This is a genomic window from Saccharopolyspora sp. NPDC045941, from assembly GCF_056431445.1.
Genome location: NZ_JBWKKU010000010.1, coordinates 59,869 through 80,497 on the forward strand (window position 1 = coordinate 59,869; position 20,629 = coordinate 80,497).

At 70.8% G+C, this 20,629-nt stretch carries 20 protein-coding genes; 11 read left to right on the forward strand and 9 right to left on the reverse strand.

Features of this window, described 5'->3' with window-relative positions:
• Nucleotides 1-41: 41 nt before the first annotated feature.
• Nucleotides 42-1,409, forward strand: coding sequence for an FAD-binding oxidoreductase (locus AC07FN_RS10530; RefSeq protein ID WP_478395383.1), 1,368 nt, complete (start codon nucleotides 42-44; stop codon nucleotides 1,407-1,409).
• A gap of 65 nt (nucleotides 1,410-1,474) precedes the next feature.
• Nucleotides 1,475-1,675 (forward strand): hypothetical protein, encoded by a 201-nt coding sequence (locus tag AC07FN_RS10535; protein WP_478395384.1) that lies wholly within the window; start codon nucleotides 1,475-1,477, stop codon nucleotides 1,673-1,675.
• Here AC07FN_RS10535 and AC07FN_RS10540 read toward each other — a convergent pair.
• Genes AC07FN_RS10540 through kstD form a run of 4 tightly spaced genes read right to left on the reverse strand, consistent with a single transcriptional unit; the run spans nucleotide 1,662 to nucleotide 5,900 of the window.
• Nucleotides 1,662-2,672 (reverse strand): 2Fe-2S iron-sulfur cluster-binding protein, encoded by a 1,011-nt coding sequence (locus AC07FN_RS10540; RefSeq protein ID WP_478395385.1) that lies wholly within the window; start codon nucleotides 2,670-2,672, stop codon nucleotides 1,662-1,664. The genes AC07FN_RS10535 and AC07FN_RS10540 overlap by 14 nt on opposite strands.
• A 53-nt stretch (nucleotides 2,673-2,725) precedes the next feature.
• Entirely contained in the window at nucleotides 2,726-3,073 is a 348-nt protein-coding gene (locus tag AC07FN_RS10545) for a hypothetical protein (RefSeq protein ID WP_478395386.1), read from the reverse strand.
• Nucleotides 3,070-4,209, reverse strand: coding sequence for a 3-ketosteroid-9-alpha-monooxygenase, oxygenase component (locus tag AC07FN_RS10550; RefSeq protein ID WP_478395387.1), 1,140 nt, complete (start codon nucleotides 4,207-4,209; stop codon nucleotides 3,070-3,072). The genes AC07FN_RS10545 and AC07FN_RS10550 overlap by 4 nt, the downstream gene beginning before the upstream one ends.
• On the reverse strand, nucleotides 4,206-5,900 hold the full coding sequence (kstD, locus tag AC07FN_RS10555) for a 3-oxosteroid 1-dehydrogenase (protein WP_478395388.1): 1,695 nt from the start codon (nucleotides 5,898-5,900) through the stop codon (nucleotides 4,206-4,208). Before kstD ends, AC07FN_RS10550 begins: the two co-directional genes overlap by 4 nt.
• Before the next feature lie 144 nt (nucleotides 5,901-6,044).
• Between kstD and AC07FN_RS10560 the strand changes: the two genes are divergently transcribed.
• The 8 genes from AC07FN_RS10560 (at nucleotide 6,045) to hsaB (ending at nucleotide 14,113) form a co-directional block, all read left to right on the forward strand.
• The gene (locus tag AC07FN_RS10560) at nucleotides 6,045-7,622 is read left to right on the forward strand and encodes an FAD-binding protein (protein WP_478395389.1); all 1,578 of its coding nucleotides are present in this window, start codon (nucleotides 6,045-6,047) and stop codon (nucleotides 7,620-7,622) included.
• Nucleotides 7,623-7,626: 4 nt separating this feature from the next.
• Entirely contained in the window at nucleotides 7,627-8,415 is a 789-nt protein-coding gene (locus AC07FN_RS10565; protein WP_478395390.1) for a 2-keto-4-pentenoate hydratase, read from the forward strand.
• Nucleotides 8,416-8,479: 64 nt separating this feature from the next.
• The gene (locus AC07FN_RS10570; RefSeq protein WP_478395391.1) at nucleotides 8,480-9,373 is read left to right on the forward strand and encodes an acetaldehyde dehydrogenase (acetylating); all 894 of its coding nucleotides are present in this window, start codon (nucleotides 8,480-8,482) and stop codon (nucleotides 9,371-9,373) included.
• Nucleotides 9,374-9,509: 136 nt separating this feature from the next.
• Nucleotides 9,510-10,553: a 4-hydroxy-2-oxovalerate aldolase gene (gene dmpG, locus AC07FN_RS10575; RefSeq protein ID WP_478395392.1), complete on the forward strand. Its 1,044-nt coding sequence runs from the start codon at nucleotides 9,510-9,512 to the stop codon at nucleotides 10,551-10,553.
• A 44-nt stretch (nucleotides 10,554-10,597) separates the two neighbouring features.
• Entirely contained in the window at nucleotides 10,598-11,770 is a 1,173-nt protein-coding gene (hsaA, locus tag AC07FN_RS10580; protein WP_478395393.1) for a 3-hydroxy-9,10-secoandrosta-1,3,5(10)-triene-9,17-dione monooxygenase oxygenase subunit, read from the forward strand.
• Entirely contained in the window at nucleotides 11,767-12,627 is an 861-nt protein-coding gene (gene hsaD / locus AC07FN_RS10585; RefSeq protein ID WP_478395394.1) for a 4,5:9,10-diseco-3-hydroxy-5,9,17-trioxoandrosta-1(10),2-diene-4-oate hydrolase, read from the forward strand. Before hsaA ends, hsaD begins: the two co-directional genes overlap by 4 nt.
• A gap of 17 nt (nucleotides 12,628-12,644) precedes the next feature.
• Nucleotides 12,645-13,547, forward strand: a complete 903-nt coding sequence (hsaC, locus tag AC07FN_RS10590; RefSeq protein WP_478395395.1) for an iron-dependent extradiol dioxygenase HsaC — start codon at nucleotides 12,645-12,647, stop codon at nucleotides 13,545-13,547.
• Nucleotides 13,544-14,113, forward strand: a complete 570-nt coding sequence (gene hsaB / locus AC07FN_RS10595; protein ID WP_478395396.1) for a 3-hydroxy-9,10-secoandrosta-1,3,5(10)-triene-9,17-dione monooxygenase reductase subunit — start codon at nucleotides 13,544-13,546, stop codon at nucleotides 14,111-14,113. The genes hsaC and hsaB overlap by 4 nt, the downstream gene beginning before the upstream one ends.
• A 141-nt stretch (nucleotides 14,114-14,254) precedes the next feature.
• On the opposite strand, the gene AC07FN_RS10600 is transcribed toward hsaB, so the two are convergent.
• Nucleotides 14,255-15,391, reverse strand: coding sequence for a steroid 3-ketoacyl-CoA thiolase (locus tag AC07FN_RS10600; protein WP_478395498.1), 1,137 nt, complete (start codon nucleotides 15,389-15,391; stop codon nucleotides 14,255-14,257).
• Nucleotides 15,392-15,602: 211 nt separating this feature from the next.
• Between AC07FN_RS10600 and AC07FN_RS10605 the strand changes: the two genes are divergently transcribed.
• The gene (locus tag AC07FN_RS10605) at nucleotides 15,603-16,829 is read left to right on the forward strand and encodes a cytochrome P450 (RefSeq protein ID WP_478395397.1); all 1,227 of its coding nucleotides are present in this window, start codon (nucleotides 15,603-15,605) and stop codon (nucleotides 16,827-16,829) included.
• Between the two features lie 173 nt (nucleotides 16,830-17,002).
• Here the strand turns inward: AC07FN_RS10605 and AC07FN_RS10610 are convergent, their stop codons facing one another.
• From AC07FN_RS10610 to AC07FN_RS10625, 4 genes are all read right to left on the reverse strand, one after another.
• Entirely contained in the window at nucleotides 17,003-17,455 is a 453-nt protein-coding gene (locus AC07FN_RS10610) for a nuclear transport factor 2 family protein (protein WP_478395398.1), read from the reverse strand.
• Between the two features lie 78 nt (nucleotides 17,456-17,533).
• On the reverse strand, nucleotides 17,534-18,403 hold the full coding sequence (locus AC07FN_RS10615; protein ID WP_478395399.1) for a TIGR03619 family F420-dependent LLM class oxidoreductase: 870 nt from the start codon (nucleotides 18,401-18,403) through the stop codon (nucleotides 17,534-17,536).
• Nucleotides 18,400-19,557 (reverse strand): thiolase domain-containing protein, encoded by a 1,158-nt coding sequence (locus AC07FN_RS10620; RefSeq protein ID WP_478395400.1) that lies wholly within the window; start codon nucleotides 19,555-19,557, stop codon nucleotides 18,400-18,402. Before AC07FN_RS10620 ends, AC07FN_RS10615 begins: the two co-directional genes overlap by 4 nt.
• A complete protein-coding gene (locus AC07FN_RS10625; protein WP_478395401.1) occupies nucleotides 19,557-20,612 on the reverse strand; it encodes a thiolase domain-containing protein in 1,056 nt (351 codons plus the stop codon). Before AC07FN_RS10625 ends, AC07FN_RS10620 begins: the two co-directional genes overlap by 1 nt.
• Between the last annotated feature and the right edge of the window lie 17 nt (nucleotides 20,613-20,629).

The following is a 20,629-nucleotide window of genomic DNA, read 5'->3' on the forward strand; positions in this document are numbered from 1 at the left end:
TAGGACAAGAACTGTCCTCAAGGACGGTTAGTGTTCCTGGCATGGCACCAAACGAATTCGCCGCGCTGACCGACCGCGTGCAGGGACCGGTGTTCCTGCCGGGAGACACCGACTACGACGCCGAACGTGCCGGATTCCTGGCCTTCGACCAGCGCCGACCGCAGGTCGTGGTGGGCGCGGTCGACGCGGAAGATGTGCGGGCGGCGGTCGAGTTCGCGGCGGCGCGGGACCTCCCGGTGGCGGTGCTGAGCACTGGTCACGGCATCGCCTCCGAAGTCGAGGGCGGGCTGCTGATCACGACCGGTCGCATGTCGGAGGTCCGGATCGACGCCGAGCGGCGCACCGCGTGGTTCGCCGCGGGCGTGCGCTGGGGCCAGGTGGTCGAGGCCGCGGCGGAGTTCGGGCTGGCGCCGCTGTCCGGCAGCGCACCGCACGTCGGCGCGGTGTCCTACACCCTCGGCGGCGGCCTCGGGCACCTCGGGCGGCGCTACGGCTACGCCGCCGACCACGTGCGCGCCATCGAGATCGTCACCGCCGACGGGCGGCTCCGCCGCGTCACCGCCGAATCCGACGCCGAGCTGTTCTGGGCGCTGCGCGGCGCGGGCGGCAACTTCGGCGTGGTGACCGGCATGGAGGTGGACCTGATGCCGGTCGCGAGCCTCTACGGCGGCGGCCTGTACTTCGACTCGCACCTGATCGGCGACGTGCTGCGGACCTGGCAGCAGTGGACCCGCGACCTGCCGGAGGAGATGACCTCTTCGGTCGCGCTGGTCCCGTTCCCGGACGTTCCGGCCCTGCCGGAACCGCTGCGCGGCCGCCACGTCGTGCACGTGCGCATCGCGTACGCCGGTGATCCGGCGGAGGGGGAGCGGCTGACCGAGCCGCTGCGGGCGGTCGGGCCGCGGCTGATCGACTCGGTGCGCGAGATGCCGTACCGGGAGGTCGGCTCGATCAACAACGACCCGGTCCAGCCGATGGGTTACGTCACGGACAACGCGATGCTGCGCGACTTCGACGACGCGGCGATCAAGACGCTGCTGGACCTGGTCGGCCCGGACGCGCCGCAGCGGTGCGTGGTCGAGGTCCGTCACCTCGGCGGCGCGCTGTCCCGGCCGGCGGGCAACTGCGTCGGGCACCGCGACGCGCCGTACGTCTTCGGCGTCAACTCCAAGGTCGACGAAGCCACCGTCGACGCGGCCCGCGAGCTGCAGAGCCGCGTCATGCGCGAGATGTCCCCGTGGTCGACGGGCGGCCGCAACCTGAACTTCCTGGCGGGCGGCAGCGCCAATCCGGAAGGCGTCCGCGCGGCCTACGATCCGGCCGACTACGAGCGGCTCGCTGCGATGAAGGCGAGCCACGATCCGAAGAACCTCTTCCGCCTGAACCACAACATCCCGCCGACCGCATGAGCACGGCTCGTGCGTGTTTTGCGTTGCTATAGCGATCCGAAACACGCACGAGCCGTGCTGGTCGGTTGAGGTCACCGCTCGCCGTGGCGGGCGCGGTAGTCGCTGGGCGACATCCCGCACTCCCGCCGGAAGTGCTCTACCGCAGCTACTGCGCGGAAGCGGAATCCGAGCTGGGCACCGGCGTCCAGGAGGTCCTCGGGCGGCCGCCGCGCTCGGCGTCGGACTTCGCCTCGGACGTGCTCACCGGAGCACTCACTCGTAGGTGATGTGGACCTCGTCGGTGATCGGGAGGGACTGGCAGGCCAGGATGATCCCGTCGTCGAGGTCTTCCTGGTCGAGGACCGAGTTCTGGAGCATCTTCACCTCGCCGCTCCGGATCCGGCAGGCGCAGGCGCTGCACGCGCCTTCGCGGCAGGAGAACGGCGCGTCCAGGCCCTTTTCCAGGAGCAGGTCCAGCAGGCGCTTCTGGCGTGGCCACGCGAACCGGTGGTGTTCGCCGTCGAGCTCGACCGCGATCGTCGCGGCGTCCTCGGCCGGTTCGGGCGCTTTGGGCCGCTTCTTCTCGAAGGGGTTGCGCTTCAGCGAGACGAAGCGTTCGACGTGGGTCCGAGCGCGCGGGACTTCCAGGTCCTTCAGCGCTTCCGCGGCGGCGTCCATGAAACCGCCCGGGCCGCACACGAAGCACTCGCGGTCCGCGAACGGCCTGATCAGCTCGCGGAGTGCGGGCACCGTCGGGCGGCCTTGCACCGATTCCAGCCAGTGCACCACGACGAGCCGGTCGGGATGCCGGGCGATCAGATCCCGGAGCTCGGCGGCGAAGATGACCGAATCCTCGTCCTGGTTGGCGTAGACGATCACCACGCGCCCGGTCCCGGCCGCCAGCACCGACTTCGCGATGGACATCACCGGCGTGATCCCGCTGCCCGCCGCGAGCAGCAGGAAGTCCTCGTCCAGCGAACCCGGCGTGAACGCCCCGCCGGGCGGCAGAACGTCCACAGTGGTCCCTGCGACGACGTTGTCGCACAACCAGTTCGAGCCGTAGCCGGCTCGCTTCACCGTGACCTGCCACGCCTCGTCGACGTGCGGCGAGCTGGACAGGGAGTAGCTGCGCGCCACCGAACCGGTGCGGTCGCTGGGGATTCGCAGGGTGAGGAACTGGCCGGGCCGGTAGGACCACTCCGGCGGCGGCTCGAACACCAGCGACCGGCTGTCCCGGGTCTCGTCGATGACCGCGGCGACCCGCAGTCGGGCGGGTTCGGGCATCACTGGCTCCTGGCGTCTGGTCCGCAATTTCCATTGAAATCGAACCTTCGATTTCAATGGAAATTGCGGTTCTGGGCTCCATCGGAATCCTGCGGCGACGTGGTGAGGTGGCCGTCGCGGGCCGCGGCGTCGACGCTCGCCAGCACGTCGGCGCAGGACTCGGCGACCTCACCCGGACGGTCGGCGAACGTCGCGCACCGGCGAGCGCCTTCGGCGGTCCACTGGATGCTGGTGTGCTGCGGGCTGTTCTTCTTCGCCAGCACCTGCACGCCGCAGCGCCCGCACTCCACCGGGCACAGCCCCGACCGCAGGTAGTCGGCCCGGTCGGCGGCCGTGTCCTCGCGCACCCTGGCCAGCGCCGCGGACCGGTCGGCCAGGTCCGGTGCCTTCGCCCAGGTCATGAGCTCTCCGCCTGCTTGCGCGCGAGGTTCTCCGCGACTTCCCGCTCCCACACCTCGTTCGCGCGGCTGGTGTCCACTTCGAACTCGAACCGCGCCACCATGTCCTCGCTGACGTCCTCGACGTCCACGTAGAACTGCTCGTACCAGCGGCGCAGCTGGTAGACCGGGCCGTCCTCCTCGCACAGCAGCGGGTTGTCGATCCGCGTCTTGTTCCGCCAGATCTCCACGTCCTGCAGGAACCCGACGCCGGTGTTCTTGGCGATCTTGGCCGCCAGCTTGTCCGCCTGCTCGTCGGAGAGCCCCGGCAGCTTCTTGACCAGCACGCCCCACTGCAGCACGAACGAGTCGGCAGTGATCGGGTAGTGGCAGTTGATCAGGATCGTCTCGATGGTGTAGCCGTGGTACTCGTTCCACAGCCGGTCGATCATGTACGACGGCCCGTAGTACGACGCCTCCGAGCGCACCTGGTTGTCGCTGCCGGAGTAGGTGCCCGCGCCGATGTCCGGGCGGCCCTTGGTGGTCAGGTACTGGCTGGCGATGTGGCCTTCGAAGACGTTCTTGAAGTACGTCGGGAACGCGAAGTGGATGTAGAAGAAGTGCGCCATGTCCACCACGTTGTCGACGATCTCGCGGCAGTTGGAGCCCTCGATGCGCACGGTGTCCCAGGTCCAGTTGCTCCACTCGTCGGAGAACGACTCCGGCAGGTGCGGGATCGTCACGTCCGCCGGGGGCGGGTTGCCCTGCGGGTCGTTCCACACGAAAAGCTGCTTGTTCTCCTCCATCGCGGGCCACGCCTTGGTGCGGGCGCGCAGCGGAATCCGCTTCGCGTAGGGGATTCCGGTGCAGCGGCCGTTGCCCGCCCAGCGCCAGTCGTGGAATGGGCAGGCGACCGCGTTGCCCTTGATGGTGCCCTGCGTGAGGTCGCCGCCCATGTGCCTGCAGTAGCCGTCGAGCACGTTGAGGCCGCCATCCTCGCCCTGGAACACGACGAGTTTGGTGCCGAACGCCTCCACGGCGTGCGGCCGACCGCCCTTGAACTGCTCGACCGGTCCGAGGCAGTGCCAGCCGCGCGCGAACCGGGTCGGTGGGGTCCCGACGTCGATGGTGCGCACCTCGTCGTTGTTTGCCGCCGTCATCTCGTCCCTTTCGCTCGTACCGCCTCGGTTGCCAGGTGTTGCGCGGCGAGATATCCGAAGGTCATCGCTGGGCCGAGGGTCGCGCCCGGCCCCGCGTAGGTTCGGCCCATCACGGCGGCGCTGGTGTTGCCAGCCGCGTAAAGGCCTTCGATGGGCGTGCCGTCTTCACGCAGCACCCGAGCGTGCACGTCGGTGCGCAGGCCGCCCTTGGTGCCGAGGTCGCCCGGCACGATCTTCACGGCGTAGAACGGCGCTACCTCCAGCGCGCCCAGGCTCGGGTTCGGCTTGTTGCGCGGATCGCCGTAGTAGCGGTCGTATCCGGAGCCGCCGCGCTGGAAGTCGGCGTCCACCCCGTTGCGCGCGAAGCCGTTGAACCGATCGATCGTGCGGCGCAGCGCATCGGCGGGCACGTCGATGCGCTCGGCCAGCGCTTCGACCGTCGCCGCCCGCTGGATGGCCCCCGTCTTGTACCAGCGGCCCGGGAACGGCTGCCGCGGGCCCAGGCCCGCGAACATGTACCGGTTGCGGTAGCGCTGATCGGCGATGAGCCAGGTGGGCATGTGCCGCCCGGGCCCGTCGCCAGGGCCGTACATGGCGTGCACCGCGTCGACGTACGGCGCGGCCTCGTTGACGAACCGCTCTCCGTCGCCGTTGACCAGGATGCAGCCGGGCAGGGTTCGTTCGGCGAGGCAGAACCACGGTCCGCCGGGCAGCGGGATCGACGGCCCCCACCACGCGTCGTCCATCAGCTCCGTCGCGGCACCGAGCCGCTGGGCGGAGACGATCGCGTCTCCGGTGTTGGCCTTCGCGCCCACAGTCCACTGCGTGCCGATCGGCTCGCGCTGGTGCTGCTTCCGCAGTTGTTCGTTGTGCTCGAAACCGCCTGCGGCCAGCACGACTCCGCGCCGTGCCGACAAGGTCCGGCGCTCACCGTCGTGCTCGACGACGACACCGGTGACCCGGCCGTCGTCGTGCTCCAGGTCGATCAGCGGGGTGTTCAGCCACACCGGCACGCCGGCGTCCCGCAGCGCGACCCGCAGGCCCGCGGACAGCGCTTGGCCGAGCGCAAGCAGACGCTGCCCGCGGATCCGGGCGATCAGCCAGCGCGTTCCCACCCGCAGGGCGCGCAGCGGGCCGCGCGGGTGGCGGGCGAGCAGGTTCAGCCACCGGAAGTCGGCCTGCGTGACGACCAGGTTCGCCGGGGACTTGCCGTAGCCGGGTTCGAGGTCGGCGAGCAGGTCGCCGAGCACCCGGCCGTCCAGCGGTGCGGCCTCGATGGATCGCCCGCGCACCCGGCCGCCGGGGGCTTCCGGGTAGTAGTCCGCGTATTCGGGCACCCACCGCATGTGCAGCGGCGTGCTCGGCAGGACCTCGGCGAGCATCCGCGGGCCGGCGGCCAGGAAGGCCGCCTGCAGTTCGGGGTCGACCGTGTCGCCGACGATGTGGGCGAGGTAGGTGCTCGCGGCTTCCGGGCTGTCGGTGATGCCGGCCTCGGCGAGCACGTGGTTGTTCGGCACCCACACGCCGCCGCCGGAGCGGGCCGTGGAGCCGCCGAACTTCGCCGCCTTCTCGACGAGCACGACGTCGAGTCCCTGCCGGGCCGCCGTGAGCGCCGCCGTCATCCCGGCGGCGCCGCTGCCGACCACGACGACGTCGAACTCGGAGCGGGCATCGGGTGTCCCTGCGGTCATCGCACCTCCCTCGCGCCAACCTCGCGGTCAATACTGAAACATGTTATAGATTTCTGCGCCAGTGGCGCTATGGTGTAGCCAGAAAACGGGCACTTGCCTCGGTTAACTCACGAAGAGAACCTGTTCCAAACTTGTGAGGGTGCGATGGTCCAGCGCAGCGCGTTGCACGCCGACGTGGTGATCGTCGGCTTCGGCGTCGCCGGGGCCTGCGCCGCGCTCGAAGCGGCCCGCGCGGGCGCCCGCGTCATGCTGATCGACCGGTTCGGCGGCGGCGGTGCCAGTGCCCTGTCCGGTGGCGTCGTCTACGCCGGTGGCGGCACCCGGCAGCAGCGCGCGGCCGGCGTGTCGGACACGCCCGAGGCGATGTACGCATACCTGCGGGAAGAGGTCGGCGACGCGGTCGGCGCGGACACGCTCCGCCGGTTCTGCGACTCCAGCGCCGACATGATCACCTGGTTGGAGCAGCAGGGCGTGCCGTTCGAGGGAAGCCTCTGCCCGTACAAGACGTCGTACCCGAGCAACCGGCACTACCTCTACTACTCCGGCAGCGAAGCGGCGGGCGGTTTCCGCGACGTCGCCGCGCCCGCCCCGCGCGGACACCGCACGAAGGGCCGTGGCACGTCGGGGAAAGTGCTGTTCGCGGCGCTGGCGGAAGCGGTGCGCCGGGCCGGGGTTCAGGTGCTCACCGAGACCCGGGCGCGAGAGCTGGTGCTGGACGCCGATGGCCGGGTCTGCGCGGTCGACTGCGAGCGCGTCGGCGGAGCTGCTCGCCGCGTGCACCGGGCGTTGAGCCGCGTCGCGGCGAAACCCGGGCTGTACGTGCCGAAACTGGCGCGGCTGCTGCACGGCCGGGTCGAGCGGCTGGAGCGGCGCGGCGAAGCCGTGCGGATCCACGCGGACCGAGCGGTGGTCCTGGCTGCAGGCGGATTCGTGGCCAACCGGGAGATGATGCGGCGTTTCGCGCCCGCCTACCGGGGCGGGCTGCCGCTGGGCACGCAGGGCGACGACGGCAGCGGCATCCGGCTCGGGCAGGACGCCGGTGGCGCGGTCGGCAAGCTGGACCGGATCTCGGCGTGGCGTTTCATCAGCCCGCCCAGCGCGATGCTCAGCGGCGTCCTCGTCGACCGGGACGGCCGGCGGATCGGCGACGAATCCCGCTACGGCGCCGCGCACGGGCAGGCGCTCGTCGAGCGGCACGGCGGTCGGGGCTGGCTGCTGGTCGACCAGCGGTTGCAGCGGCTCGCGAAGCAGCAGCTGCGCAGTCAGACGGTGTGGTTCCAGCGGCTGCAAACGCAATACCTGCTCTCGACCGCGGCGACCGGGGACACGCTCGAATCGGTCGCCCGCGCCGCCGGTGTCGACGCGGCGGGACTAAAGACCACAGTGGACAGCCACAACATGGCGGCGCACGAAGGGAAACCCGATCCGGCGGGCAAACCCGCGGAGTTCGTCCAGGTCCTGGATCGGCCGCCGTTCGCGCTGCTGGACGTCTCGATCCGGCCGAGCCTGGCCTACCCGTGCCCGATGCTCACCCTCGGCGGGCTGCTCGTCGACGAGGGCACCGGGCAGGTGCGGGACGAGCACGGCGGCGCCGTTCCCGGCCTGTTCGCGGCCGGTCGCTCGGCGGTCGGCGTGTGCTCGGAGTCCTACATCAGCGGGCTGTCGCTGGCCGACTGCGTGTTCTCCGGCCGCCGGGCCGGGCTCAACTCGGCGAAGGGGTGAACGGATGCTGGCAGCTGACGCGCGCGCCGAGGTGGCGCAGCAGCTTTGGGACGCGGAGCGCGATCGCGCGCCGATACCGCCGCTGGTGGAGGCGATCCCGCGGCTGGACGCGGTCGACGCCTACGAGATCCAGCTGCTGAACGTGCGCCGGCGCGACGAGCCGGTCGTCGGCCACAAGGTCGGGCTGACCTCGCCGGTCATGCAGCAGATGATGGGCGTGTCCGAGCCCGACTACGGGCACCTGCTGGCGAGCATGCGGCTGCCCGAGGGCGAGCCGGTCGACCCGCGGCGGTACTGCGTGCCGCGGGTGGAGGTCGAGGTCGGGTTCCTGCTGGGCGCGGACCTGCCCGCGGAGTGCACCGAGGCCGACGTGCTGGCCGGGACCGAGGCGCTGGTGCCGGCGATCGAGCTGATCGACAGCCGGATCGCGGACTGGCGGATCAGCCTCGTGGACACGATCGCGGACAACGCGTCCTCGGCGGGCTTCGCGCTCGGCGCGGCGCGGATCGATCCGAATTCCGTTGACCTGAAACGGATCGGCGCGGTGCTGTGGCGCAACGACGAGGCCATCGAGCACGGCCGGTCCGACGCGGTGCTGGGCAACCCCGCCACCGCCGTCGCCTGGCTGGCGCGCAAGGTCGCCGCCTTCGGCGTGCGGCTGCGGGCCGGCAATGTCGTGCTGCCCGGCTCCTGCACCCGTGCGATCGACGTGTCGCCCGGTGACGAGTTCCGCGCCGACTTCCGGTGCGAAGGAGCCGAACTGGGCTCCGTGTCGGTGTCGTTCGGGTCGTGAGCGGCTGTGGTCGCCCTGGCGACCATTTCCACGCACGACAACTGACCTGCAGAAAGGAGGCGGAATGGGCAAGGCGACCGCGGCGATCGTCGGATCCGGCAACATCGGCACCGACCTGCTGCACAAGCTGAGCCGCTCCGCGCACCTCGAACCCCGGTGGATGATCGGCATCGACCCGGCCAGCGCTGGGCTGCGCCGGGCGGCGGACCTGGGGGTCGCGGCGAGCGCGGACGGCGTGGACTGGCTGCTGGAGCACCACCGCCCCGACGTGGTCTTCGAAGCCACCTCGGCGAAGGTGCACCAGGCCAACGCGCCCCGCTACGCCGAGGCGGGCATCCGGGCCATCGACCTCACGCCCGCCGCCGTCGGGCCCTACGTGGTGCCGCCGGTGAACCTCGACGAGCACCTCGACGCGCCGAACCTGAACCTGATCACCTGCGGCGGCCAGGCCACCATCCCGATGGTGCACGCGGTGTCGCGGGTGGTGCCGGTCGCCTACGCCGAGATCGTCGCGTCGGTCGCGTCGGTGTCGGCCGGGCCGGGCACCCGCGCCAACATCGACGAGTTCACCCGCACCACCAGCACCGGCATCGAGGTGCTGGGCGGCGCGGAGCGCGGCAAGGCGATCATCGTGCTGAACCCGGCGGACCCGCCGGTGATCATGCGCGACACGATCTTCTGTGCCATCCCGGCCGACGCCGACACCGACGCGATCGGCGCGTCCATCACCAAGATGGCCGCCGAGATCGCCGAGTACGTGCCCGGCTACCGGCTGCTCGCCGAGCCGCAGTTCGACCCGCCGTCGCCGGCCACCGGCGGCATGGCGCGCGCGGCGATCTTCGTCGAAGTCGAGGGCGCGGGCGACTTCCTGCCGCCGTACTCCGGGAACCTGGACATCATGACCGCCGCCGCGGTGCGGGTGGGGGAGCAATTGGTCAGCAAGGAGGCAGTGGCATGAGTAGTCCTGTGTCAACACCGGTCCTCCTCAACCGCACCTCAGGGGAACGTGACGAGAACCAGCCACAAGAAACCGCGAAGCGCGAGATTGAGCCGCACGCAACCACAACTGTGAAACGCGGAGAGGCGGAACTGGCATGACCGGCCTGCCGAACACCTACTCCGACGCCCTGGACGTGCGGATCACCGACACGTCGCTGCGCGACGGCTCGCACCACAAGCGCCACCAGTTCACCGCGGCGGAGGTGCGCGACATCGTCACCGCGCTCGACGGCGCGGGAGTGCCGGTCATCGAGGTGACGCACGGCGACGGGCTGGGCGGCTCGTCGTTCAACTACGGGTTTTCCCGCACGCCCGAACAAGAACTCATCACCATCGCCGCCGAGACGGCGCGCAACGCCAAGATCGCCGTGCTGATGCTGCCGGGAGTCGGCGTCACCGACGACATCGTCATCGCCCGCGACAACGGCGCTTCGGTGTGCCGGATCGCCACGCACTGCACCGAAGCCGACGTGTCGGAGCAGCACTTCGGCCTCGCGCGCGAGCTGGGCCTGGAGACCGTCGGCTTCCTGATGATGGCGCACTCCCAGCCGCCGGAGTCGCTGGCGGAGCAAGCGCGGATCATGGTCGACGCGGGCTGCCAGTGCGTCTACGTGGTCGACTCGGCGGGCGCGCTGGTGCTGGAGCAGGTGGCCGAGCGGGTGTCGGCGCTCGTCGCGGAGGTCGGCGGCGAGGCGCAGGTCGGCTTCCACGGGCACGAGAACCTCGGCGTCGCCGTCGCCAACTCCGTCGCAGCGGCACGGGCCGGCGCGGTGCAGATCGACGGCAGCGCAAGGCGTTTCGGCGCCGGGGCGGGGAACACTCCGGTGGAGGCGTTCGTCGGCGTGTGCGACAAGCTCGGCATCCGCACCGGGATCGACTTCTTCGCCATCGCCGACGCGGCCGAGGACGTGGTGCGCCCGGCGATGCCCGAGGAATGCCTGCTGGACCGCTCGGCGCTGATGATGGGCTACGCCGGGGTGTACTCCAGCTTCCTCAAGCACGCCGCCCGGCAGGCCGAGCGCTACGGCGTCAGCGAGGCTGCGCTGCTGGTTCGCGCGGGCGAGCGCAAGCTCGTCGGCGGCCAGGAGGACCAGCTCATCGACATCGCGCTGGAACTCCAGCGGGATCGACACAAATAAGAACATGTTCTAGCCTGTGATCACTCGGGAAACGGGAGCGGCCGATGAAGGACAGTCGAGCAGTCGTCGAACGGGTGCGGGAACTCCTGCCGGTCCTGCGGGACCGCGCGCAGAAGGCCGAGGACGGCCGGAAGATCCCGGACGAGACCATCGCGGCCCTGCAGGAGGCGGGTTTCTTCGCACTGCTGCAACCGGAGCGCTACGGCGGCTACGAGGCCGACCCGCTGGAGTTCTACGGCGCGGTCCGGCTCATCGGCAGCGCGTGCGGCTCGACCGGCTGGGTGGCGTCGATCCTCGGCGTGCACCCGTGGCACCTGGCCCTGTTCCCGGAGCAGGCCCAGGACGATGTCTGGGGCGAGGACCCGGCGACGCGGGTCTCGTCGTCGTACGCGCCGATGGGCAAGGCGACCGTCGTCGACGGCGGCTACCGGCTCAGCGGGCGGTGGAGCTTCTCCTCCGGCTGCGATCACGCGTCGTGGGTGTTCCTCGGCGGGCCGGTGCTGGGCGATGACGGCAAGCCGGTCGACTTCTGCACGTACCTGCTGCCGCTGGGCGACTACCGGATCGAAGACGTGTGGGACACCGTCGGCCTGCGCGGCACCGGCAGCAACGACATCGTCGTGGAGGACGTCTTCGTCCCGCAGCACCGGGCGCTGAGCTTCGTGTCGATGTCCAAGGCGCAATGCCCGGGACACCAGGTCAACACCGCGCCGCTGTACAAGCTCCCCTGGGGGACGGTGCATCCGTCGACGATCACCGCCCCGATCATCGGCATGGCCCAAGGTGCCTACGACGCCCACGTGGCGCACCAGGCCAAGCGGGTGCGGGCGGCGTACGCGGGGGAGAAGGCCAAGGAAGACCCGTTCGCGAAGGTGCGGATCGCGGAGGCGGCCAGCGAGATCGACGCGGCGTGGCTGCAGCTGACGAACAACCTCGCCGAGGAGTACGCGCTGGTGCAGGCGGGCGAGGAGGTCCCGATGTCGCTGCGGCTGCGGGCCCGGCGAGACCAGGTGCGCGGCACGGCGCGGGCGATCTCGGCGATCGACCGGCTCTTCGAGAACTCCGGCGGTCGGGCGCTGTGGTCGGGCACGCCGATCCAGCGGTTCTGGCGCGACGCGCACGCGGGCCGGGTGCACGCCGCCAACGACCTGGAGCGCGCCTACCTGATGTTCGGTTCCGGAGAATTCGGCATCCCAGTGAAGGATTCGATGGTATGACGGTCGATTTCGAGACGACGAGCCGGACCGCGAAGCTGCCGTCCGGATTGACCCTGCACTACCACGAGGCCGGCGACCCGTCGGCGTCCACAGTGGTCATGTTGCACGGCGGGGGACCGGGGGCTTCCTCGTGGAGCAACTTCTCCCGCAACATCGGTGTTTTCGCCGAGGACTTCCACGCCATCGCGGTCGACCAGCCCGGATTCGGCCGCTCCGACAAGCCGACCGAGCACGGCCAGTACTTCACGCACAGCGCGACCGCGCTGCTGGAGCTGCTCGACGAGCTCGGCATCGAGCGCGCCCACCTGCTGGGCAACTCGCTGGGCGGCGGCACGGCGGTGCGCTTCGCGCTGAACCACCCGGACCGCGCCGGGCGGCTGGTGCTGATGGGCCCCGGCGGCCTGAGCCTGAACGCGTTCGCGCCGGACCCGACCGAGGGCGTCCGCAAGCTCAGCGCCTTCGGCGCGCCGCCGGGCCCCAGCAAGGAGAAGCTCGCCGACTTCCTGCGGGCCATGGTCTACGACCAGTCGCTGATCACCGACGAGCTCGTCGACGAGCGCTACGCCGCCGCGTCGAGCCCCGAATCGCTGGCCGCGATGCGGGCGATGGGCGCGTCGTTCATGCACCCGGACACCTTCGAGGAAGGCATGCTGTGGCGGGAGGCGTACCGCCTGCGGCAGCGCGTCCTGCTGATCTGGGGTCGCGAGGACCGGGTCAACCCGCTGGACGGCGCGCTGGTCGCGCTGAAGCTGATCCCGCGCGCGCAGCTGCACGTGTTCGGCCGCTGCGGGCACTGGGCGCAGGTGGAGAAGTTCGCCGAATTCAACCGGATCGCCAAGGATTTCCTGCTCGACTGACTTGAGGGAGGCCCGCGGTGGGCATTCGTTCGCTCGGCTACTTGCGCATCGAGGCGGCCGACGTCGAGGCGTGGCGGGTGTTCGGCCTGAAGGTGCTCGGCATGGTCGAAGGCACCGGAGGCGACCCGGACGCGCTGTACCTGCGGATGGACGACTTCCCGGCACGCCTGGTGATCCTGCCCGGCGAGCAGGACCGGCTCGCCGCGTCCGGCTGGGAGGTCGCCAATTCCGGGGAGTTGGACGAGGTCCGGGCCCGGCTGGAGAGCGCGGGGGTGCCGTACAAGGAAGGCACGGCCGACGAGCTCGCCGACCGCCGGGTCAACGGGCTGATCAGCTTCAACGACCCGTCCGGCAACGGGCTGGAGGTCTTCCACGGGGTGGCGCTGCAGCACCGCCGCGTGGTCAGCCCGTACGGGCACCGGTTCGTCACCGAGGAGCAGGGCCTCGGGCACGTGGTGCTGTCCACCCACGACGACGAGGCGGCGCTGCGGTTCTACCGGGACGTGCTGGGCTTCCGGCTGCGCGACTCGATGCGGCTGGCGCCGGAACTGGTCGGCCGGCCCGCGGACGGGGATCCGGCCTGGCTGCGGTTCTTCGGCTGCAACCCGCGCCACCACAGCCTGGCGTTCCTGCCGATGCCGACGCCGAGCGGGATCGTGCACCTGATGGTGGAGGTCGCCGACGTCGACGACGTCGGGCTGACCCTGGACCGCGCGCAGCGGCGGAAGGTGCCGATGTCGGCGACGCTGGGGCGGCACGTCAACGACCTGATGCTGTCGTTCTACATGAAGACGCCCGGCGGCTTCGACGTCGAATTCGGTTGCGAGGGCAGGCAGGTCGAGGACGAGGACTGGATCGCCCGCGAGAGCACGGCGGTCAGCCTGTGGGGCCACGACTTCAGCGTCGGCGCCCGCCCATGACCGGCGACGAGGCACGGGTGTCACTAGCCCCGGAGCCGGCGGTGTTCCGGCGGGTCCTGGGGCACTTCGGCACCGGCGTCACGGTGGTGACGGGGACGGACGGCGAGCGGCCGGTGGGCTTCGCCTGCCAGTCGTTCGCGGCGCTGTCCCTGGACCCGCCACTGGTCTTGTTCTGCCCGGCCCGGACGTCCCGGGCCTGGCCGGTGCTGGAGAGGGCGGGGCGGTTCTGCGTCAACGTCCTGGCGGAGTCGCAACGACCGGTCAGCACGGTGTTCGGCCGCAGCGGCGACGACAAGTTCGCCGGCCTCCGCTGGCACCCGGCCCCGTCGGGCGCCCCGATCCTCGACGGCGTGTTGACCTGGATCGACTGCGACATCGAGGCGGTGCACGAGGCGGGCGACCACTACATCGCGATCGGCCGCGTCCGGTCCCTCGGCGAAACCGACGCCGGCGCACCACTGCTGTTCTACCGGGGTGCCTACGCGGGCCTGGCCCCGACGCCGCAGTCCCCGCCAACGGATCTCGACCTGTTCCTCACCACGATCCACCCCGACGACTGGCTGTAACACCAGAAGCGAACGCCCCGCCCACTCCGCCTATCGAGACGAACGGTCCGTTCACCCCGATTCGTGCGGGCGGTGTTGGATGAAGTGAACGGCCCGTTCACCTCGGCTATCGAGGTGAACAGGCCGTTCGCTTCGGCGTCTTCAGCGCAGCCGTTCGATGATCGTGCCCGTGGCCAGGGCTCCGCCGGCGCACATCGTGATCAGCGCCGTTGTGGCGTCGCGGCGCTCCAGCTCGTGCAGGGCCGTGGTGATCAGCCTGGCTCCGGTGCTGCCGACCGGGTGGCCGAGCGCGATCGCGCCGCCGTTGACGTTGACCCGGTCCAGGTCCGGTTCGTGCACCGCCGCCCACGACAGGACCACCGAGGCGAACGCCTCGTTCACCTCGAAGACGTCGATGTCCCCGAGCTTCATGCCGCTGAGCTCCAGCACCCGCTGGGTGGCCTGCACCGGCCCGTCCAGGTGGTAGTACGGCTCGCCGCCCACCAGGCACTGCGCGACGATCCGGGCGCGCGGCCGCAGGCCGAGCTCGGCGGCCCGGTCGGAGTCGGCCAGCAGCACGGCCGCCGCGCCGTCGGAGATCTGCGACGACGTCCCGGCCGTGTGCATCCCGTTCTCCAGAACGGGTTTCAGGCCGCCGAGGGCCTGCATGCTGGTTTCGCGCAGGCCCTCGTCGCGGGTCACCGGGTCGCCGCCGGGAACGCCGACCGGGACGATCTCGCGGTCGAAGCGCCCCTCCCGCCACGCCGCCTGCGCTCGGTCCTGGGAGCGCAGGCCGAAGGCGTCCAGGTCCTCGCGGGTGATGCCGCGGCGCGCGGCGATGCGGTCCGCCGCCTCGTACTGGTTCGGCAGGTCGATGTCCCAGGTGTCCGGCCGCGGCATGCCCACGTCGGTGCCGAGGTTGCTGCGCAGCGGCACGCGGCTCATCGCCTCGACGCCGCAGGAGATGCCGACCCGCACCGCGTCGACGGCGATCAAGCCCGCGACGAGGTGCGTGGCCTGCTGCGCCGACCCGCATTGCGCGTCGACCGTGGTGCACCCGACCTGGTGCGGCAGGCCGGCGTTCAGCCACGCCGTGCGGGTGACGTTGTTCGACTGCTCGCCGGCCTGGGTCACGCAGCCGCCGATCACCTGGTCGGCCTCGGCGGCGTCGATGCCGGCGCGGTCGAGCAGGCCGCGTTGCGCGGCGCCGAGGATCTCGGCGGCGTGCAGCCCCGAGAGCCGGCCGCGGCGCTTGCCGATCGGCGTGCGGACCGCTTCCACGATCACCGGATTGCCCACCTGGATCTCCTCTCGCACGGTCTCCGACCTTAAAATTAGAACACGTTCTGATTCCTTTGCAAGTGTTCGAATCAAGCCTGGTCGAAAGTGCGTTCTCTTGCACGATTCAAGGTTAGTTACAGGGGTTTACTGAATCTTGGAAGTGTGGTTCTCTTGCTTAGAACTCGTTCCAATTCTTCGGTCGGATCTCGCGCTGCTGTAGGAGGTATCCGTGGTCGCACCGCGCATTCCGGAGGGCTTCGACTTCACCGATCCCGACCTGCTCGCCGAACGGCTGCCGCTGGCCGAGTTCGCCGAGCTCCGCCGCACCTCGCCGGTGTGGTGGAACCAGCAGCCCGACCGTCGAAGCGGGTTCGACGACGGTGGGTTCTGGGTGGTCAGCAGGCACGCCGACGTCAAGGAGGTCTCCCGGCGCAGCGACGTGTTCTCCACCTGGGAGAACACCGCCGTGATCCGGTTCAACGAGGGCATGAGCCGCGAGCAGATCGAGCTGCAGCGGTTCATCATGATCAACATGGATCCGCCGCAGCACACCAAGCTGCGCAAGATCGTGCAGCGGGGCTTCACCCCGCGGGCCATCAACAGCCTGGAGGCCGCGCTGCGCGACCGGGCGCAGCACATCGCCACCGAGGCGCGCAAGCGCGGCACCGGCGATTTCGTCACCGACGTGGCCTGCGAGCTGCCGCTGCAGGCGATCGCGGAACTGCTCGGGCTGCCGCAGGAGCACCGCAGGGAGATCTTCGACTGGTCGAACCAGATGATCGGCTACGACGACCCGGAGTACGACATCCAGCCGGAGGTCGCCGCCGCCGAGATGCTCGGCTACTTCGCGAACATGGCCGAGGAGCGCCGCGGCTGCCCGATGGACGACATCGTGACCAAGCTCGTGCAGGCCGACATCGACGGCAACGCGCTGACCGCGGACGAGTTCGGCTTCTTCGTGATCCTGCTGGCGGTGGCGGGCAACGAGACCACCCGCAACGCCATCACCCACGGCATGCTCGCGTTCATGGACAACCCGGACCAGTGGGAGCTCTACAAGGAGCAGCGCCCGTCGACGGCGGCCGACGAGATCGTGCGCTGGGCGACGCCGGTGGTCGCGTTCCAGCGCACCGCGACGGCGGACGTCGAGCTCGGCGGCGTGGAGATCAAGAAGGGCCAGCGGGTCGGGATGTTCTACAGCTCGGCGAACTTCGACCCGGAGGTCTTCGACGAGCCGGAGCGCTTCGACATCACCCGCGACCCGAACCCGCACGTCGGCTTCGGCGGCAACGGCGCGCACTACTGCCTCGGCGCGAACCTGGCGCGCCTGGAGATCGACCTGATCTTCAACGCGATCGCGGACCACATGCCGGACATCAAGCGGGTGGGCGACCCGCGTCGCCTCCGCTCCGGCTGGCTCAACGGCATCAAGGAAGTCCAGGTCCAGTACACCTGATCGAACGCGCGACACCCCCGGCCGGGAAGTTCCGGCCGGGGGTGCCGCGCGTTCGAGGGGGTCCGCTTTCGCCTGGAATCGGGAACTCCGGTGCTCGGGCCAACCGGTCAGGTCTTGGGCCCACCGGGTGAAGTCGGCGAGCGCGTCTCCGGGAATCGGGCCGCGCGCCGGCGTCAGTCCGCCTGGCGGATGGTGGCCATCGCGCGGTCGAATTCCCAGAACGCCCGCATCGAGCGGATCAGGCCGGCGTCGTCGACGTGGTAGACGAACACGCCTTCGGCGTCCATCGCGTTGCCGTCCGGGAGGAACGTGGTGACCCGGCCGACGTTGGCGGCCTCGCGGCCCGCCGCGAAGGAGTCGTCGATGTGGAACTCGATGCGGTCGGCCTGGGCGATCGCCAGGTCCCAGAAGGCGGCGATGCCTTCGCGGCCGTGGTGGCCGCGGCCTTCGGGATCGAAGACCGACGGGCCGACCGGGTCCTCCACGACGCCGTCCGGCGCGAACAGCGCCACCCACTCGTCCTTGGCGCCGCGCGCCACCGCGCTCATCGACGCCAGCGCCGCTTCGCGCGCCGGGTGCGGCTCGCGGGTCGCCGCCCAGTGCACGCCCTTGCTGTCCACGTCCACGTCCTGCCTCCTGATCCGGTGCGTGTCGGTCTCGCGCGAAAACAGCCGGGTGAACGCGAAATTGCGCCCGGGTCGCGGTCACACGTTGTTGATCACGTTACCGGCGAACTTGGCGATCGACGACTGCTTGGTGCTCAGGTCCGCGTCGAAGCCGTGGCCGTCGAACAGCCAGGGGACCACGATCGCGTCCGTCACGCCGATCTCCGCCTGCTCCCGGTAGCCGTCGACGCCGAAGCGGTCCACGCAGACCGCCTGGATCTCGAACGGCTCACCGGCTCGCCCGCACTCCGCGCGCAGCTCGGCGAGCCGGCCGATGGTGCTGCGCAGGTCGTCGATGCCCATCATCGCCGATGCCCAGCCGTCTCCCACCCGGGCCGCCCGGCGCAGCGCCGCATCCGTGTGCCCGCCGACGTAGATCGGCACCGGGTGCGCCGGTGCCGGGCTCATCTGCAGGCGGTCGAAGTCGAAGAATTCGCCGTGGTACTCCACCATTCCGCCACCGAGGATCAGCCGCAAGACCTCGATCGCCTCGTCCACCCGCGCGCCGCGCTTCGCGTACGGGGCGCCGCACCACTCGAACTCCTCCGGCGCCCAACCGAGCCCGATGCCCAGGCCGAACCGGTCGCCGGTGAGCACCGCGACCGACGCCAGCTGCCGCGCCAGCAGGACCGGATTGCGCGGCCCGAGCTTGAGGACCGAGGTGTAGAACCGCAGGCGCGAGGTCGCCGCGCCCATCGCCGCGGCGGCGATCAGCGGGTCCGCCCACGGCGTTTCCGCGGTCCACATCCGCGAGCCGTCCGGGGTGTACGGGTAGGCCGCCGAGACCTGTTCGGAGTAGAACAGCGAATCCGGCAGGGCGACCGAGTCGAAGCCGCATTCCTCGGCGGTGCGGGCCAGCTCGGTGAGCTGGTCGAGCGGGCTCATCGCGACGGACAGCGTGAACTTCATCGTTCCCCCGGTTTCTGGGCTCCGACGACCCACATCGAGAAGTACTGGGAGCCACCGCCGTAGGCGTGGCCGAGCGCGGTGCGGGCGCCGTCCACCTGGTGCTCGCCCGCCTTGCCGGTCACCTGCATCGCCGCCTCGGCGAACCGCAGCAGCCCGGACGCGCCGATCGGGTTCGACGACAGCACGCCGCCGGACGGGTTGACCGGCAGCCGCCCGCCCAGCGCGGTTTCCCCGGCCTCGGTGAGCTTCCAGCCCTCACCGGCGGCCGCGAAGCCGAGGTTCTCCAGCCACATCGGCTCGAACCAGGAGAACGGCACGTAGATCTCCGCGATGTCCACTTCGGACAGCGGATCGGTGATGCCCGCCTGCTTCCACAGCGCCGCGGCCGCGTCCCGGCCGGCCTGGGGGTTCACCTGGTCGCGCCCGGCGAAGGTGGTCGGCTCGGTGCGCATCGCGGTGGCGTGGATCCACGCGGCCGGGCCGCCCGCCGGTTCGTCGCCGATGACCACCGCGCACGCGCCGTCGGAGGACGGGCAGGTCTCGTCGTAGCGGATCGGATCCCACAGCACCTGCGATGCCAGCACCGATTCGAGCGTGATGTCGTCCTGCTTGAGGTGCGCGTACGGGTTCCGGGCGCCGTTGCGCCGGTCCTTCACCGCGACCATGGCGCCGATGTGCCCGGGCGCCCCGGAGCGGCGGATGTAGGAGCGGACGTGCGGGGCGAAGTAGCCGCCCGCGCCCGCGCCGACCGGCATGGTGAACGGCGGCACGATCGACAGCGCCCACATCGCGTTCGACTCGGACTGCTTCTCGAACGCCACCGCGAGCACCCGGCGGTGCACGCCGCCCTGCACGAGGCTGGCCGCGACGTTGCCGGTCGAGCCGCCCACCGATCCGGCGGTGTGCACTCGGAGCAGCGGTTTGCCGGTGGCGCCGAGGGAATCGGCGAGGTGCAGCTCCGGCATCATCACGCCCTCGAACAGGTCGGGCGCCTTGCCGACCACGACGGCGTCGATGTCCGGCCAGTCCAGGCCCGCATCGGCCAGCGCCCGCTCCGCGGCCTCCCGGCACAACCCGGCGATCGAGACGTCCAGCCGCTTGCTGGTGTGGTGCGTCTGGCCGGTCCCGAGGACCGCCGCCGACCGCTTGCCCATCAGGACCTTCCCTCCATCACGCAGACCAGGTTCTGCTGCAGCGCCGGTCCGCTGGTCGCGTGCGCCAGCACCCGCCCGGCCCGCCCGTCCATCACGCGCGCCGCGGCCTCGCCGATGCGGGCCAGGCCGGCCGCGAACATCGGATTGCCGCAGAGCGCGCCGCCGGAGGGGTTGATCGCGACCGAGTCGTCGAGCCCGATCGCCCGGCGCAGCAGGATTTCCTGATGGGTGAACGGCGCGTGCAGTTCCGCGACCTCGACGCCGTCGGCCCCGGCGGCTCGCGCCGCGGCGGTGGTCGAAGCAGACCGGCGCAGGTCGCGGGAGCCGAGGCTGCCCGACTCGACGCGGTGCTCCAAACCGGTAATCCAGGCGGGCCTTTCGCGGATCTCCCGGGCCCGGTCCGCGCTCGCCAGGACGACGACGGCGGCGCCGTCGGAGATCGGCGCGCAGTCGTGCGCGTGGAGCGGATCGGCGATGTAGGGCGCGCCGAGCAGATCCTCGGCGTCGACCGATCCGGACACCTGTGCTCTGGGGTTTTCCGTTGCCGCTGCGCGACTTCGAGCGGCCACGGCAGCCATGTCGCGCTCGGTCCAGTCGCCGGCGTCCAGGCCGAGCCGGGCCTGCAGCCCGGCGATGCTCACCGAGTCCGGCCACAGCGGCGCGACCGAGTAGGGATCGAGTTGCAGCGCGAGGGTCCGGCGCAGGTCGCCCGCCGAGGACTTGCCGAAGCCGTAGACCAGGGCCGTGTCGACCTCGCCGGTGCGGATCTTCACCCACGCCTCGTAGAGCGCCCACGCCGCGTCCATCTCCACGTGCGACTCGTTGATCGGCGGGAACGCGCCGATGGCGTCGACCGCGGCGATGAACGAGAACGCCCGGCCCGCGAGGTAGTCCGACGACCCCGAGCACCAGAACCCGATGTCCTCCTTGGCGAGCCCGGTTCCGGCCAGCACTTCGCGGAAGATCGGCACCAGCATCTCGACGCCGTTGGTGGTACCCCGGGTGGCGCGCACGTTCGGTGCCTGCGCGAACCCGACGACGGCTACGTCTGTCACGGCGTACTCCCGGAGGG